The organism is Martinezella sp. CNPSo 3890, assembly GCF_057784455.1.
Genome location: NZ_JBXSOR010000030.1, coordinates 24406 through 37544, shown reverse-complemented (window position 1 = coordinate 37544; position 13139 = coordinate 24406). Strand labels below are relative to the sequence as shown.

At 59.1% G+C, this 13139-nt stretch carries 17 protein-coding genes and 1 tRNA gene; 6 read left to right on the top strand and 12 right to left on the bottom strand.

Annotated elements, in window-relative coordinates; all coding sequences use genetic code 11:
- Positions 1-53 precede the first annotated feature (53 nt).
- Entirely contained in the window at positions 54-179 is a 126-nt protein-coding gene (locus AC13RC_RS33320; protein WP_267904028.1) for a hypothetical protein, read from the top strand.
- A gap of 48 nt (positions 180-227) precedes the next feature.
- On the opposite strand, the gene AC13RC_RS33315 is transcribed toward AC13RC_RS33320, so the two are convergent.
- On the bottom strand, positions 228-551 hold the full coding sequence (locus AC13RC_RS33315) for a hypothetical protein (protein ID WP_233790163.1): 324 nt from the start codon (positions 549-551) through the stop codon (positions 228-230).
- Between the two features lie 149 nt (positions 552-700).
- Here AC13RC_RS33315 and AC13RC_RS33310 point away from each other — a divergent pair, with 149 nt between their 5' ends.
- The 3 genes from AC13RC_RS33310 (at position 701) to AC13RC_RS33300 (ending at position 2056) form a co-directional block, all read left to right on the top strand.
- Positions 701-1459: a site-specific integrase gene (locus AC13RC_RS33310; RefSeq protein WP_210386775.1), complete on the top strand. Its 759-nt coding sequence runs from the start codon at positions 701-703 to the stop codon at positions 1457-1459.
- Between the two features lie 64 nt (positions 1460-1523).
- Entirely contained in the window at positions 1524-1769 is a 246-nt protein-coding gene (locus AC13RC_RS33305) for a CopG family ribbon-helix-helix protein (protein ID WP_113354178.1), read from the top strand.
- On the top strand, positions 1766-2056 hold the full coding sequence (locus AC13RC_RS33300; protein WP_113354177.1) for a type II toxin-antitoxin system RelE/ParE family toxin: 291 nt from the start codon (positions 1766-1768) through the stop codon (positions 2054-2056). Before AC13RC_RS33305 ends, AC13RC_RS33300 begins: the two co-directional genes overlap by 4 nt.
- Positions 2057-2351: 295 nt before the next feature.
- On the opposite strand, the gene AC13RC_RS33295 is transcribed toward AC13RC_RS33300, so the two are convergent.
- Complete coding sequence (locus AC13RC_RS33295; RefSeq protein ID WP_488559707.1) at positions 2352-2795, bottom strand: hypothetical protein; 444 nt, start codon at positions 2793-2795, stop codon at positions 2352-2354.
- Positions 2796-3086: 291 nt separating this feature from the next.
- Complete coding sequence (locus tag AC13RC_RS33290) at positions 3087-3380, bottom strand: hypothetical protein (RefSeq protein WP_113354174.1); 294 nt, start codon at positions 3378-3380, stop codon at positions 3087-3089.
- 294 nt (positions 3381-3674) lie between these two features.
- Between AC13RC_RS33290 and AC13RC_RS33285 the strand changes: the two genes are divergently transcribed.
- Positions 3675-3758, top strand: a tRNA-Leu gene (locus AC13RC_RS33285).
- Between the two features lie 89 nt (positions 3759-3847).
- Here AC13RC_RS33285 and AC13RC_RS33280 read toward each other — a convergent pair.
- The gene (locus AC13RC_RS33280) at positions 3848-4294 is read right to left on the bottom strand and encodes a hypothetical protein (RefSeq protein WP_145324237.1); all 447 of its coding nucleotides are present in this window, start codon (positions 4292-4294) and stop codon (positions 3848-3850) included.
- 602 nt (positions 4295-4896) lie between these two features.
- Here AC13RC_RS33280 and AC13RC_RS33275 point away from each other — a divergent pair.
- Positions 4897-5268 (top strand): hypothetical protein, encoded by a 372-nt coding sequence (locus AC13RC_RS33275; RefSeq protein ID WP_488559708.1) that lies wholly within the window; start codon positions 4897-4899, stop codon positions 5266-5268.
- A gap of 56 nt (positions 5269-5324) precedes the next feature.
- Here the strand turns inward: AC13RC_RS33275 and AC13RC_RS33270 are convergent, their stop codons facing one another.
- From AC13RC_RS33270 to AC13RC_RS33235, 8 genes are all read right to left on the bottom strand, one after another.
- The gene (locus tag AC13RC_RS33270; protein ID WP_113354171.1) at positions 5325-5597 is read right to left on the bottom strand and encodes a hypothetical protein; all 273 of its coding nucleotides are present in this window, start codon (positions 5595-5597) and stop codon (positions 5325-5327) included.
- A gap of 264 nt (positions 5598-5861) precedes the next feature.
- Positions 5862-6491, bottom strand: coding sequence for an outer membrane protein (locus AC13RC_RS33265; protein ID WP_113354169.1), 630 nt, complete (start codon positions 6489-6491; stop codon positions 5862-5864).
- 423 nt (positions 6492-6914) lie between these two features.
- Positions 6915-7979, bottom strand: a complete 1065-nt coding sequence (locus tag AC13RC_RS33260) for an ABC transporter ATP-binding protein (protein ID WP_113354168.1) — start codon at positions 7977-7979, stop codon at positions 6915-6917.
- The gene (locus tag AC13RC_RS33255; protein WP_113354167.1) at positions 7976-8905 is read right to left on the bottom strand and encodes a PfkB family carbohydrate kinase; all 930 of its coding nucleotides are present in this window, start codon (positions 8903-8905) and stop codon (positions 7976-7978) included. Before AC13RC_RS33255 ends, AC13RC_RS33260 begins: the two co-directional genes overlap by 4 nt.
- Positions 8906-9928, bottom strand: coding sequence for an SIS domain-containing protein (locus tag AC13RC_RS33250; protein WP_113354166.1), 1023 nt, complete (start codon positions 9926-9928; stop codon positions 8906-8908).
- On the bottom strand, positions 9925-10770 hold the full coding sequence (locus AC13RC_RS33245) for a carbohydrate ABC transporter permease (protein ID WP_113332426.1): 846 nt from the start codon (positions 10768-10770) through the stop codon (positions 9925-9927). The genes AC13RC_RS33250 and AC13RC_RS33245 overlap by 4 nt, the downstream gene beginning before the upstream one ends.
- Positions 10770-11654 (bottom strand): carbohydrate ABC transporter permease, encoded by an 885-nt coding sequence (locus AC13RC_RS33240; RefSeq protein WP_069615347.1) that lies wholly within the window; start codon positions 11652-11654, stop codon positions 10770-10772. Before AC13RC_RS33240 ends, AC13RC_RS33245 begins: the two co-directional genes overlap by 1 nt.
- Positions 11655-11727: 73 nt before the next feature.
- Positions 11728-12966 carry an extracellular solute-binding protein gene (locus AC13RC_RS33235; protein WP_113354165.1) on the bottom strand — a complete coding sequence of 413 codons (1239 nt, stop codon included), beginning with the start codon at positions 12964-12966 and terminating at the stop codon, positions 11728-11730.
- Positions 12967-13139 lie beyond the last annotated feature (173 nt).

The following is a 13139-nucleotide window of genomic DNA, read 5'->3' as shown; positions in this document are numbered from 1 at the left end:
TACAAAGACTATCAATACTTTGTCGGCCTCCCATGTGATCGACGGGGGCCCTTATGGCGAGCCACGAAATCCTCGGAGGAAAGGTCAACGTCTACCGGCGCGGGGGGCTGACGTGGCATTGCTCGGCCTCCGTAAAGGGCCGCCAGTATCGCACCAGCACCAAGGAAACGGGGCTTTAGCAGGCGAAGGCATTTGCCGAAGACTGGTATCTCGGCCTGCGCGGCAAGTCAGCGGCGGGCATCCTGAAATCGGAGACCACCTTCGCCGAGGCTGCCAAGAAGTTTGAGCAGGAATATGGTGTGATCACCGAAGGCCAGCGAAGCCCCAAATGGATCGAGGGCCACGGTATCCGCCTGCGGCTGCACCTCGTCCCGTTCTTCGGCAAGATGGGGCTTTCCGAGATCAATGCCGGGACCGTTCAAGACTACCGCGTGCACCGGATCTCGGGATCGGTGACTGGCAAGCCTCCGGCTCGCAGCACGCTTCACGACGAAGTCGGCACGTTGCGCCAGGTCCTGAAAACGGCGATCCGCCACAAGTGGCTCACCCATCTTCCTGATCTGTCGCCGCCTTACAAGACACAGGGCAAAATTACACACCGGCCTTGGTTCAGCCCGGTCGAATACAAGCAGCTTTACGAGGCTACGCGCCAGAATGCCAGGAGCCGAAGAACCCGCACTTCCGTTGGGAAGCCGAGCAGTTGCATGAGTTCGTCCTGTTCATGGGTAACACGGGCTTGCGCCCGGATGAGGCCAAGCAGCTCCAGCATCGCGACGTGACCATTGTCGAAGATCCCGATAGCCGTGAACGCATTCTTGAAATCGAGGTGCGCGGCAAGCGCGGGATCGGTTGGTGCAAATCTATGCCGGGTGCGGTGAAGCCCTATGAGCGCTTGCGCGACCGGCTAAAGCCGGTTCGCGGGAAGGATAAAGAGGGCGGCGAGATCGTCGTTAAGGCTCCGCAACCGACCGATCTGCTGTTCCCCGGCAATTATCTCAAGATGTTCAATAATCTTCTTGAAGCGCAGAACCTTAAGTTGGACCGGGACGGCAAGCCGCGAACAGCTTACAGCCTACGTCATACCTATATCTGCCTGCGTCTCATGGAAGGTGCTGATGTTTATGCGATTGCCAAAAATTGCCGCACCAGCGTCGAAATGATTGAAAAATTCTACGCGGCCCACATCAAGACCTCGCTTGATACCGCGTTCATCAATTCCCGAAGCCCAAGCGTGGCAGTCGCGGACGGAAGGTGCCTAGGACGGCGGGACCGCCGTCCTACCACGAATGCCGGGTCCGCAAGGTTTGGTAAAGACACCCGAACGGGTGTCGTCACAAATCGCTTGCCGATTTGTCAGCCCGCTTGGCGGGCCTTAAAGAGAGAAAAGTCCCTATCCGGTCACCGGGTCAGAAATCCCATGATCGGAATCTATTATCAATTGAAAGCCTTCTCACATTAGCGGAACCTTGACGAACCGCATTGGTTCACCAATAATTATAGTGAACCAAGGAAAGTTAGGTGCCATGACAGCGTTCACCGTTCGCGTCTCAGATGAGACCGCCAGCAAGCTTGACCAGATCGCGGAAAAGCTCGACCGCTCCCGCTCGTATATGGCCGCTCAGGCGATTGAGGACTATGTCGCTCGCGAGGAGTGGCAGCTCGCAGAGATTGAGGCCGGGTTGGCCGAAGCCAACCGGGGCGAATTTGCCAGTGATGATGATGTGGCGAAGGTTGTCGGCAAGTACGTCAAGTCAGCCCGTCAATCATGAGTCGGAAACGCATCCGCTGGACGCTGCGAGCGTTGCGGCGGCTTGATCAGATTGGCGAGTATATCCAGAAAGACGATCCGGGCGCTGCTGCGCGTGTTGTCGCGCGCATTGTGTCGGCTGTTGATATGCTGGCGGAGTTTCCGGCGACGGGGCGTGCCGGTCGTATCAAGGGCACGCGTGAAGTGGTGCTAGCGGATATTCCCTATATCATTCCCTACCGGGTCGGCCAGGACATCGAGATTCTGACCGTCATGCACGCTCATCAACGGTGGCCTCTGGAGCTGTAGCCGCCTTTCGGATTGCGGAAACTTCTGTTTGAAATGAAGCGCGCCCGCTCAAACGCTCACAACCGTGCCAGCTTCAGATTATGTTCGAGCGCAAGCCGTAGCGCTGCTTCTCCTGCTGGTGTCGATTGAGTCTCGTTCCCGTTTGAGATATGGCCATATTCGCCCATGAGGTCCAGTACGAGGATGCTTGTGTAAAGGCGGAAATGCGCATCGTCGGCCTGTCCGGCATGTCGAAGCCAGGCAGACACGTAACTTTGATCCCACCACAGAGTAAACGGCTCGCTACCGAAGCGATTCAGGACACCCTTGATGACCGGAATTCCAAGATTGGTCGCTCGTCCCAAGCCTGTACTTCGATAAAGCGCTCAGTTGGGCCCGGCATCCCGTGTTCCTTCACGATGGTTTTATCCTCTTCAAAAGTGAATACGCGCCCATGGCATGGACGTCGGTCGGCGGTAAGATCTTCCCGGATTACATAAGGAAGGCTTGCCATACTATCCGGATAGGTGAAGGTGAGCACCTCAGCCGGAAAAGCGACAAGTGGCATGACAAGCGCGTTTGGCCGTGTGAGATCGAGGCCGTCGTCGAAATTGCCAAGGAAGCAGTAGACCGGCCGTTCGCGTCGAGTATTACCTAAGAGACGGCGGCGTTCCCGGATAAGCCATTCTTCGGTTTCGCAGCGCCGTGCAAGATATGTCGGCTTGATCTTTCGCACGCCGGCTTGCCGAATGCGGTCCAAAACCGCCTCCGCCTCATCCGGCGCCAAGTCGCAAATGTTCGAAAGGGACTACCCGGATCATAGGTGTGGGTAATTACACTTGAAAATAGAGCCTCTTTCATCACTACACTTTACCCAATCGTTGGAAAAAGTCGAAATCAGAAAGACAGGTGCAAGAATCCTCCTGCACCCCTGCCTAACCGGCGATGTCTGGGGGAAGCAACGGCAAGGGGCCACGCGGCAAGCGCGCAAACGCAGTGCGCAGCCTCGGGAACCGCCCCTTGCCTTTGGGGGGGGGAGCGAAGCGCCAAATCAGTCAATAATGTCGATGATCTCATAGCTCTTCACGAAGGCGCCGACACCATCGTTCAGCAGTGCAAAGATGCTGTCCCGTGAGATGGGCAGCGTTTCGATCTTCTCCAGTTGCATCGGCCACCAGTCATCCGCGTAATCGCTCATAACGTCGCGGCGCAGCTCGTGAAGCGCCTCGCGCGCTTCCTCTTCATCGTGAAAGAAGATATCCGGAATGCCAGTGTGCTTCCATCGATCTTCGTCACTATTGGCGCGCGAATAGGTGTAGAAGGTGAATGACTTGTCTTGAGACATGCGTCGTCTCCTCGTGTTTTCCGAGGCCTTACGTGGCCATCGCGGCGGATATCATCGGCATTCCGGCCCTCTCGCTACTCGCAAAGTATGAGTTCGCGGTCAATTGTAGGATTCTACAATGTTCCTCGATGAAAACGGATCGTGCCGAGGTTCGCTTCCGTTCTTACACGACGCCATAAGGGCTCTGGTTTGGATTGTCTTTGTGCCCAAATACTGACGCTGCCAGTCACTCCGCATGCAATGCGATATCAAAGATTGGTCACGCGGAGCTTTCCTGTGGTAGCTTGATCCTGTGCCGGTATGGCGAAATTGGTAGACGCGGTGGACTTAAAATCCGCTGCGTTATGAGTGTGGGTTCGAGTCCCGCTACCGGCACCAGCTAGAGACCGGGAACGCCATATTTCCAGATGCTGTAAGCTTCACGGCTATCCCGCTGGACTTGTTTTTCCGTTTTTGCCTCGCATTCCCTACAAAGGTTGCGATTGGCGATCCGGGCGTGATGCAATTCCCTGTCGTGGTCTTGTCGGTTGTCGGCCTGTTCCGCCTTGCGCATGTGCCGCTTGATAGCATCGACGTGCCCTTGCAAGCTCATATTCGCTCTCCGGTCGCGTCAATTGATGGCCAACGGTATCTTTTGAAACCCTTGAAGTTGCCGGATTGGTCATACTCCACCTGAAAATGCCCTCGCATTTTGTCGGGGCTGATGGATGTGGAGCAAAGTCATGTTTTGGACTAGCTATCCCGGCCGCTTCCTTGAGCAAGCCTGTAATGGCGGTGATGTTCTCGTTCGTCTTGCTGTCAACGTCGGTGCTAAGGCTGGTTAGGTTCCAGCCATCGGTGAGGGTAGGGGTGGCTTTGATCGCGCCCATGCCCGCTGAGATCGTGATCGCGTATTCCTCGGTCTTGTCGGGCAAATAGAATGCCTTCACGTCGCAGATTACGGTCTTGTCGGTCTTGGTTTCAACAAGGGCCAGATACGGTGCGGGCCGTCAGTAGCGGATACCAGATTGGTCGCGCGACGTAACGCGCTTGACCTGTAATCCGGCACAAGAAGTTACCAGTAAGGGAATATGCATCAGGAATATCAATGCACGCATAACGAATCCCTTGAAATGGTGGGAAGGTGAATAACGCGGCGGCACTAAGTATTTAAAGCTATGAAATGCTGTAGGAATGTAACATTCCGCATCCAGCGATTGAATTCAAGTCGAGAAAAAGAATCTATTCTCAGATTTTACACGCCGCGTTCCAAGAGCAGCAGAAGAACAGACGGTGAAGAGAATGACTGATATTAAAGCGGCTGTTCGGCACCTATTTCCATCCTGATCGACCGTCGAAAAGCTTTCTCGGCCAACTGGCGCAGCCTTTCCGCAAGGAAGGCATCCGCCAAATCCTTGGGCGCACGACAAAAAAGCGGCTGATGCGGCAAAGCGCAATGCTGCCGTAACCCATGAGCCGTACCCCTGTCCGCGATCTCCCTTTAGCTGCAAAGGACGTTCCTATGATTGCCATTCGCATGAAGCGGCTCCCTCACGGGATTGCTGCGCTTGCAGTCCTGCTGATCCTGTCGGCCTGTGCCTCGCAGATCATGAAGAGCTATATCGGCGCGCCGATCAGCAGCGTGATGCTGGATTACGGTCCGCCGGATAATGTCTATGATCTGGGGCCGGGTGCGCGTGCCTATCAGTGGCGCAAGGAGAAGACGCAGGTGGTGCCAGGCCAATCCACCGGCGAAATCCGGGATACGCGCCGCGGCAAGCGTTATGAAGTCACCGAAACGCCGGGCTATGTCGAGCATACGGAATGTTTCTACACCTTCTATACCCGAGGCCCCGGTTCCGATTGGTATGTGACGAGTTTTCGCCAACCTTCGCTCGAATGCGAATAAACCCCTCTGGCTGCCTTGTGGAAGTCGGATGATTCCGCTGCTCGCAAGGGGTCAACTCAATCCCGGCCTGGTTTGTCAATTTTGCCCCATCGCCAACGCCATGGGGCATCGCTTTTCCACCAGGCAACGGAAATCAGCAATGCAGTCGGGAAGATGACTGCCGCGGCATAGCCGATTGGATGACTATCCGCATGAGGTCCACCGACGAAGATAATGGCCATCAGCACCAGCGCATAGATAACAAGCGCGATCCAACCCTGCCAACGGCAAGGCAGGCCGGCTCCGTAGCCGTATGCTTTGACATGGAACCAGGGGGCTCGGTTTCTCATACTGCCGATCCTTCGGCGGAGCGGTCATCGTTCCGCTGTGCTTCTTCACCAGCATTGTTGGTCAACTTTCGAGCAACGGCAAGGCCGCCGATCATGCGAGACGCAGTGACTATGGCTGGTTCGATTGCGTGCGAATGAAGCGGCTGATTTTCATGAATAAGAGCGGCGAAGGGACCGATTCGGGGTTTGATCAACCATCCTCCGCCGCTCTCCGTCGGGCACGTCCTGGCTTGAAAAGGCGTGCCGACCTCTGCAAATCGGCGATCAGAAGCGATAGTTCAGGCCGGCCTTGATGACATGGTCACGCAGATCGGTCTTCGACTTACCGCTCGATGTCGTCGTGGAGACGTCGTTGGTCATGACGTAGTTGTATTCGATCTTGGCCGACAGCCCGCCGCCGAAGCCCTGTTCGATGCCACCGCCGACGAGATAGCCCTGCTTCCAGCCGCCGGAGGTGGAAACGCCCCTGCCGCCTTCGAACTTCGTCATCGTCAGACCCGCCGTGCCATAGACGAGCGTGCGATCGAAGGTTAGGCCGGCCTTCGCCTTGGCAGCACCCCGGAAGCGCTCTTCCACCCTGCCGTTTGGTACGCGTATCTCGTTGTTTCCGAGGTATGAGCCCTCCAGCTCGGCGCCGACGATGCCTGGTCCTACCTGGAAATTGTAGCCGGCTTGCACGCCACCGGTCAGGCCCTTGCCGCTGGCGAAAGGGTTGAATTTCGGCGAGGCGATACCGCCATGGGCGCCGAAATAGGCGCCGCTCCACTGGAAAGCCGGCGGCCGGTCATAGCCGGCATCCGGGGCCTGATAGGTAGTGAGATCGGCTGCGGAAGCGTTGGACGCGGCCGTCATGGCCAGAGCCGCGAACAGAATAGATTTTGCGCTGAGCGACATTGCTAACTCCATACGAAACCCGTGCACCATCCCTGGGCGCTCGCAAGGTCTCTGTTTGCGTTGGAGAACCGGACATCGGTTCCTGTTGTTCTCCGGTGCTGTCCGTCTTGGGAGCGGATCAACGTCAGGAGATGCTGGTCATTTTGCCGGTGAGAATTGCGGGTACATTGCAGGATTCAAAAATATTGAAAAATTATTGAATATTTTTATAGGGTTGAGCAGGGTTTCTTAATTATTCCTTAAGGATGGAATGCTGTCCGGCCCTGAGGGCTACCGTCGCGAAATGTCGGGCGAAATGGGGCAGATCGGCATGATATGCGCCATGCCGCCTCCTTCCATGCTGCTGATGATAGGAATCCCCATCGCACCATCTCCGAGATCGCGGGCGCCATCCTCGGCGACCATTATCTGTATTCGAAAGGTCTACTCGCAACGCTGGCCGGTGGCGCGATCGAAGAGATGCAGCGCGCTGGCATCGAAGGCGAGCTTGAGCGTCTGCCCTTCGGCAATCGCGGTGCGCGGCGGCAGGCAGGCCATCAGCCGCTGCGAACCGGTTTGCGCCGTCACGATGAGCTCGGGGCCTGTGAGTTCCGCGACCTCGCAGATGGCCTCAAGCTTGCCGCTTTCCTCGAGGCGCAGCGTTTCCGGCCGGATACCGATCACCAGCTGCTGTCCTTGGCTGATCCCAGCTTTCGTCGCCGGCATCGGCAGCGTGATCGATGTTCCGTCGATGCGCAGCAAACCGTGATCGGCAGTCGCGTTCAAAAGGTTCATCGGCGGCGCGCCGACGAAGGTCGCGACATAGAGTGTTGCCGGATGATTGTAGATTTCGTCCGGCGTGCCGAGCTGTTCGATCCGTCCGTCCCGCATCACGGCGATGCGGGTTGCGAGTGTCATCGCTTCGATCTGGTCGTGCGTCACGTAGACGACGGTGGTCTTCAGCATCTGGTGCAGGCGCTTCAGCTCGGTGCGCATCTCCATGCGCAGCTTGGCGTCGAGGTTGGAGAGCGGCTCGTCGAAGAGGAAGACTTCCGGCTTGCGCACCAGGGCACGGCCGATCGCCACACGCTGGCGCTGGCCGCCGGAAAGCTGGCTTGGCTTGCGCTCCAGCAGCGCCTCGATCTGCAAGAGCTTCGCCGCCTCGCGCACTGCCTTGTCGCGTTCCGCCGCAGGCACCTTGCGCATCTCCAGCCCGAAGCCGATGTTGCGATGGACCGAGAGGTTCGGATAGAGCGCATAGGACTGGAACACCATGGCGATGTCGCGGTCCTTCGGATGCACACCGAGCACGGAACGTTCGCCAATGCGGATATCGCCGCTGGTCGCCTCGGCGAGCCCGGCGATGATGTTCAGCAGCGTGGACTTGCCGCAGCCAGACGAGCCGAGCAGCACCAGGAATTCGCCGCTTTCAAGCGAAATATCGATGCCTTTCAGCGTCTCCACTTCGCCGTAGCTCTTGCGGATGTTCTGGATTTCGAGCGCGCTCATTGAACGGCCTCCTCGGATGCTTGAGCCGGGCCGTAGCTGCGCGGCAATGTGGAAATGGCGCGGGACGCGACCGCGGTCCCGGCCGAAAGGCAGGCCGCAAGCGGCTCGCCGCGGGCAAGGGCGGCCAGGAAGCCGGCATTGAAGACATCGCCGGCGCCGATCGTGTCGACGACGGTGACCTTTGGTGCTGCGGCCGAAGCCAGCACGCCGTCGGCATCGACGGCGATCGCGCCGTCCGGACCGCGCTTGACGACGAAGATCGCGCCTTCTGGCATCAGTGCATGGAGCGCGCGCGCAGCCTCCGCGGGATCATCTATGCCGGCTAAGGTCGTCGTTTCAACTTCGTTCATCAGCGCGATTCCGCAGCGGGAGAGCCAACGCCGCGTGGCATTGCAATTCTCCTTGGTCCAGCCGTCGAGCGGCCAACCGGTATCGAGCGCGACTGTGATTCCATGCTTGTCGGCCCAGTTGAACAGCGCGTCATAGTCGCGTGTAAGATCTTCGGTCAGAAAGGCGCCGCAGAGCAGTGCATAGCCGCCGGCAAGCTTCTCGCCATTGAGAACCGTAAACACGTCATCGAGATTGAACCTTGGCAGGTGGCCGCGCGTGGTGAAGAAGGTGCGCTCGCCATCGGGATGGGTAATGCCGACCGAGAGCGTCGTGCTCTCCGGTCGTACGGGCCACTTGCTGCTGCGCGCGCCGAAGGCTTCGCTGAGCCAGCGGCCGAACTGATCGTTGCCGACATTAGCCGCGATCTCGTAATCAACGCCGAGACCCTCCCAGGCAAGGGCGCTATTGCCAGCCTGGCCGCCGACGCGCAGCTCGTCGTGATCGACAATGATCTCGGTGCCGGCTTTCGGCCACGGCGCTGCCGGCCCGAGGATCAGGTCGATATTGACGTTGCCGATGACTGCAAGCGGCTTCATTCATTCGCTCCGGGTGATCTTGGTGGAGCGCACCGGCGTGCCGGCATTCTCCACCCGCTCGTCGGCAAAGGCGATCATCAGCGACTGGGCGACAGGCAGCATCTGGAAGATCGCCGCAAGACCGGTTTCCGGCTTGAAGCGCAGGGTGACGCAACCGGGAACCGGTTCTTCCCCGGAGCCATCGAAGACGATCACGGGCGCACCGGTTGCCACCGCGGAAACAGCCATGGCCGTTACGAGACCAGCCGTCGCATCATTGCCACGGAAGAGAACGACGCCGATCGAAGGCCCGAGCATTTCCATCGGGCCATGGCGCAGCTGGCCGCCTTCGAGCGAGAAGCACGGGCGGCGCGAAAGTTCGGTAAGTCCGAGCGCCAGAGCCTCGGCAATACCCTGTAGACGCCGACCGGAGGTTACAACCGTCGCCACATTGGCGAGAGCCGCAAGCGCCGGCTTGATATCGAGCGTTTCGGGCGCGCGAAGCACGGAAAACGCAGGCGCCGGATCCTGACCGAGGGCGGCGAATACAGCCAGATGCAGCGCGAAGGTGACCGTGAGGCTGCGTGTAGCGGCAAAGGCAAGCTCCGTGCCACCGGCGCCGACAAGAGAAGGCGCGGTCTTGGCGAGGAAGGAGCTACTTTCCAGTGTCAGGCCGAAAGTCTCGGCGGTGCCGCCCGTCTCGTTGAACCAGCGCAGCACTTCGGCGCTTTCGCCGGATTGCGATGTCATGAAGATCGTACGGCCCTCCAGCGATAGCGGCTGGCCGAGCTGTTCAGAAAGCGGCAGGGCGATCGCATCGATGCCGGCGGCGCGATAGAGCGGCTCGACGGCGCGATTGACCGCGTGGGAACCGCCCATGCCGAGCAGCAGCAGCCTGCCGGTGCGTTTCAGCGAGGCGGCGGCCTTGGCGGCCATGTCGGCGGCAGCCTCGAAGGAGGCAAGCGCATCGGCATGCTGGCGGGCCATTTCTCGGTCGATGGCGGCAAGGCCTTCGGGGCGGGTTTTCTCTTGGGTCATGGTCATCCCTTGACGCCGCCATTGGTGAGGCCCGAGATCAGGGCGCGTTGCATGACAAGGCCGATCAGCACCGGGGGCAGGGCGGCGAGCACGCCGGCAGTCGCGATCAGTCCGTAATCCGAGACACGACCGCCGGCGAGATCCGCGATGGCGACGGTGAGGGTCTTGGCGCGCTGGTCTGACGTGAAGAGCAGCGCATAGAAGAATTCATCCCAGGCAAGCAGGAAGGCAAAAAGCGCCGAAGTCGCCATCACGGGCATGGCAAGCGGCAACGTGATGATTCGCAGCGTCTGGAACAGCCCAGCGCCGTCGATCATTGCCGCAGCCTCGATCTCCTTCGGAATGGAATCGAAGCCGGATTTCATCAGCCAGGTCGTGAATGGCGCGAGGATCGTCAGATAGACGAGCGCCAAGCCGAAAACGTTGTTGAGCATGCCGAGATGGGCAAGCCCCATATAGAGCGGCACGGCAAGCGCCACCGGCGGCAGCATATAGGTGGCGATGACCATAGAAAGCGACCATCCGACAGATGGCGTGCGCGATACGGCCCAGCCGGCAGGAATGGCGAGCGCAATGGCTGCGATGGTCGCCATGCCGGCCACCTCGATGCTGTTGCGCAGCGATGAGGTGAAGGCGGCGCCCTCACTGTTTTCCAGCGTCGACAGCAGCAGCTTATAGCGCGAGAAGTCCGCCGTCTGCGGCCACCAGCGCAGCGGCTTGGCGGCGAGATCGGCAGCCGGCGAAATGCTCATGATGAAGAGCCAGGCGATTGGCGCCAGGATCACGACGGCGAGCAGGATGGCGCAGACATAGATGAAGCAGGTGAAGAGCGGGCTCTGGCGTTCCATCAGGCGGCACTCCCTGCGGTTTTGCGGACAAGGGCGGCATAGGCGGCGGCAAGCAGCGTGACCAGCAGCGTGACGATGAGGGCAAGCGATGCGCCCGACCCCGCTCGCTGGAAGGAAAAGGCTTCCTGATAGACGAGGATCGATAGAGTGCGCGTGCTGTTTGCCGGCCCACCGCGTGTCATCACCCAGATGATATCGAAGACCTTGAAAGCCTCAATGGTGCGCAGCACCAGCGCCACCATCAGCGGTCCCACAAGATAGGGAAGGATGACGAAGCGGAAGCGCTTGAAGGGGCCGGCGCCATCGACCAGCGACGCGGCGGTGATATCGCGCGGTACCGCCTGCAGGGCGGCAAGTGCAATGAGCGCCACCAGTGGGAAATTCTTCCAGCAGTCGGCGACGATGAGTGCTGTCAGCGCCGTGCCCGGTTCGCCGAGCCAGGAGCGGTAGGCGTCGATGAGGCCAAGCTGGGTGAGGGCTGCGTTGAGCGCGCCATATTCGGGATTGTAGATCAGCCGCCACAACGTCGCGTTCACGACGGTCGGCAACGCCCAGGGCAGGATCATTAGTGCACGCAGCACGCCGCGACCCCTAAAATTCTGATTCAACAGCAGGGCAGCCAGCACGCCGAGCACCATTTCGGCGGCAACGGAGACGATCGCGAACCACGCCGTGGTAATCAGGGTGCGCTGAAAATTGGAGTTCGCCAACATCTTCGCGTAATTGTCGATACCGACGAAATTGCCGCCGGTTCCCACAAGCTTCGCATCGGTGAAAGAAAGGCCGACCGTGTCGACGAGGGGCCAGCCGATGACGGCGATCATCACCACAAGCAGTGGCAGCATCAAAAGCCAGGCGCGAGTTGTCATGGAGGTGCCGGACATGGCAGGCCCCTTCTTTCATTCTTCATGGAGGAAATTAGAGGCGGGCGGCGATTGGCGCCGCCCGATGAGATTATCAGAGACCGCTATTGTCGGCAGCAGACTTCAGTGCGTCTTCCGGAGAAGACTGGCCGAGCAGCGATTCCTGGATCGCCTGCTGAAGTGCGGTTGACAGTTCCTGATATTTCGGCGTCGTCGGACGCGGATACATGGCAGCGAGGCCGACCTTTGCGGCCGCGATCAGTTCTTCCTGACCCTTGGTGACGGCCGGATCACTGTAGGACGATGCCCAGATCGGCAGGCTAAGCTTCGCATACTGGTTCTGCGTTGCCTGCGAGGTCATGAAGGAGATGTATTTCCAGGCCTCGTCCGGATGCTTGCTGGCAGTAGTGATGCCGAGACCCATCGAGCCGTTCACCGCCGAAGCCTCGCTCTTGCCGGCAACGCCCGGTGCCGGCACGACGCCGACCTTGCCTGCGACCTTGCTGTCCTTCGGGTCGTTCGCCATGTTGTACATGTAGGTCCAGTTCAGCGCGAAGGCGGCGTCGCCGTTTTCGAAGACCTTGCGAACGTCTTCTTCAAGGAATTCCTTGGAGTTCGGGTTGGTCAGGCCGGACTTGTAGCTGGTGACCATGTATTTCAGGGCGTCGAGGCCGCCACCGGTCTGGAAGTCCGGCTTGCCATCCTTGATGAAATCGCCCTTATAGGCGCTGACGAGCGTGGCGTAGTCGCAGATTGCGGCTTCGGCCTGTGACCAGCTCCAGGCAATCGGCGTTGCCAACAAGCCCTTGTCCTTGATGATCTTGGCCTGCTCGTTCAGTTCGTCCCAGGTCTTCGGTGGCGTCTTGATGCCGGCCTTTTCCAGGATTTCCTTGTTATAGAACAGGTACTTGGTATCGAGGATCCACGGCATGCCGTAGTACTTGCCGTCATACTGCACCGTCGTCCATGCACCCGGCAGCACGTTCTTCTTCGTCTCGTCCGAAATGCGCGATGAAACGTCGACCAGAACCTTGTTGGTCGCGTATTCGGCCGGCCAGATCACGTCGAAGAGCACGACGTCGTAGCCGCCGCCAGATCCCTGCGCCAGCACCGTCTTGTCGTGCAGGCCTTCATAAGGGACGAATTCGAGGTTGACCTTGATGTCCGGATTGGCCTTGGAGAAGGCATCCGTCATCGCGCGCACATCGGCTTCGCTATAGGCAGCCTGCGCCATGAAGAGGGCATTGATCGTCGTTTCGGCAAGGGCGTGCGAGGCGAAGGATACGCCGATCAGCGCTGCGCCCAGCAATGTCTTGTTCAATGATTTCAACATTCCATCCTCCAGTTTTTGACAGTCACGCGATTTTTCCAAAGGCGGCTGACGTCGCCATCGGTTGTCGAGCAGGCAATTGGCCGGGCTGGCTGCCGAACATTGATCGGAGCGTCGCTTAAGTTCCCTGGTGAAACTCTGTGGTTTCTTTTAAGTCAATTGTCTTGACTAATTTG

What these genes read in the sequence shown, in the direction of transcription:
- AC13RC_RS33255 (WP_113354167.1), bottom strand. Translation starts at nt 8,905, where the DNA reads ATGAAGCCGCTTGCAGTCATCGGCAACGTCAATATCGACCTGATCCTC.
- AC13RC_RS33300 (WP_113354177.1), top strand. Translation starts at nt 1,766, where the DNA reads ATGAGTCGGAAACGCATCCGCTGGACGCTGCGAGCGTTGCGGCGGCTT.
- AC13RC_RS33275 (WP_488559708.1), top strand. Translation starts at nt 4,897, where the DNA reads ATGAAGCGGCTCCCTCACGGGATTGCTGCGCTTGCAGTCCTGCTGATC.
- AC13RC_RS33235 (WP_113354165.1), bottom strand. Translation starts at nt 12,966, where the DNA reads ATGTTGAAATCATTGAACAAGACATTGCTGGGCGCAGCGCTGATCGGC.
- AC13RC_RS33240 (WP_069615347.1), bottom strand. Translation starts at nt 11,654, where the DNA reads ATGTCCGGCACCTCCATGACAACTCGCGCCTGGCTTTTGATGCTGCCA.
- AC13RC_RS33320 (WP_267904028.1), top strand. Translation starts at nt 54, where the DNA reads ATGGCGAGCCACGAAATCCTCGGAGGAAAGGTCAACGTCTACCGGCGC.
- AC13RC_RS33270 (WP_113354171.1), bottom strand. Translation starts at nt 5,597, where the DNA reads ATGAGAAACCGAGCCCCCTGGTTCCATGTCAAAGCATACGGCTACGGA.
- AC13RC_RS33315 (WP_233790163.1), bottom strand. Translation starts at nt 551, where the DNA reads ATGGGTGAGCCACTTGTGGCGGATCGCCGTTTTCAGGACCTGGCGCAA.
- AC13RC_RS33305 (WP_113354178.1), top strand. Translation starts at nt 1,524, where the DNA reads ATGACAGCGTTCACCGTTCGCGTCTCAGATGAGACCGCCAGCAAGCTT.
- AC13RC_RS33260 (WP_113354168.1), bottom strand. Translation starts at nt 7,979, where the DNA reads ATGAGCGCGCTCGAAATCCAGAACATCCGCAAGAGCTACGGCGAAGTG.
- AC13RC_RS33250 (WP_113354166.1), bottom strand. Translation starts at nt 9,928, where the DNA reads ATGACCATGACCCAAGAGAAAACCCGCCCCGAAGGCCTTGCCGCCATC.
- AC13RC_RS33265 (WP_113354169.1), bottom strand. Translation starts at nt 6,491, where the DNA reads ATGTCGCTCAGCGCAAAATCTATTCTGTTCGCGGCTCTGGCCATGACG.
- AC13RC_RS33245 (WP_113332426.1), bottom strand. Translation starts at nt 10,770, where the DNA reads ATGGAACGCCAGAGCCCGCTCTTCACCTGCTTCATCTATGTCTGCGCC.
- AC13RC_RS33290 (WP_113354174.1), bottom strand. Translation starts at nt 3,380, where the DNA reads ATGTCTCAAGACAAGTCATTCACCTTCTACACCTATTCGCGCGCCAAT.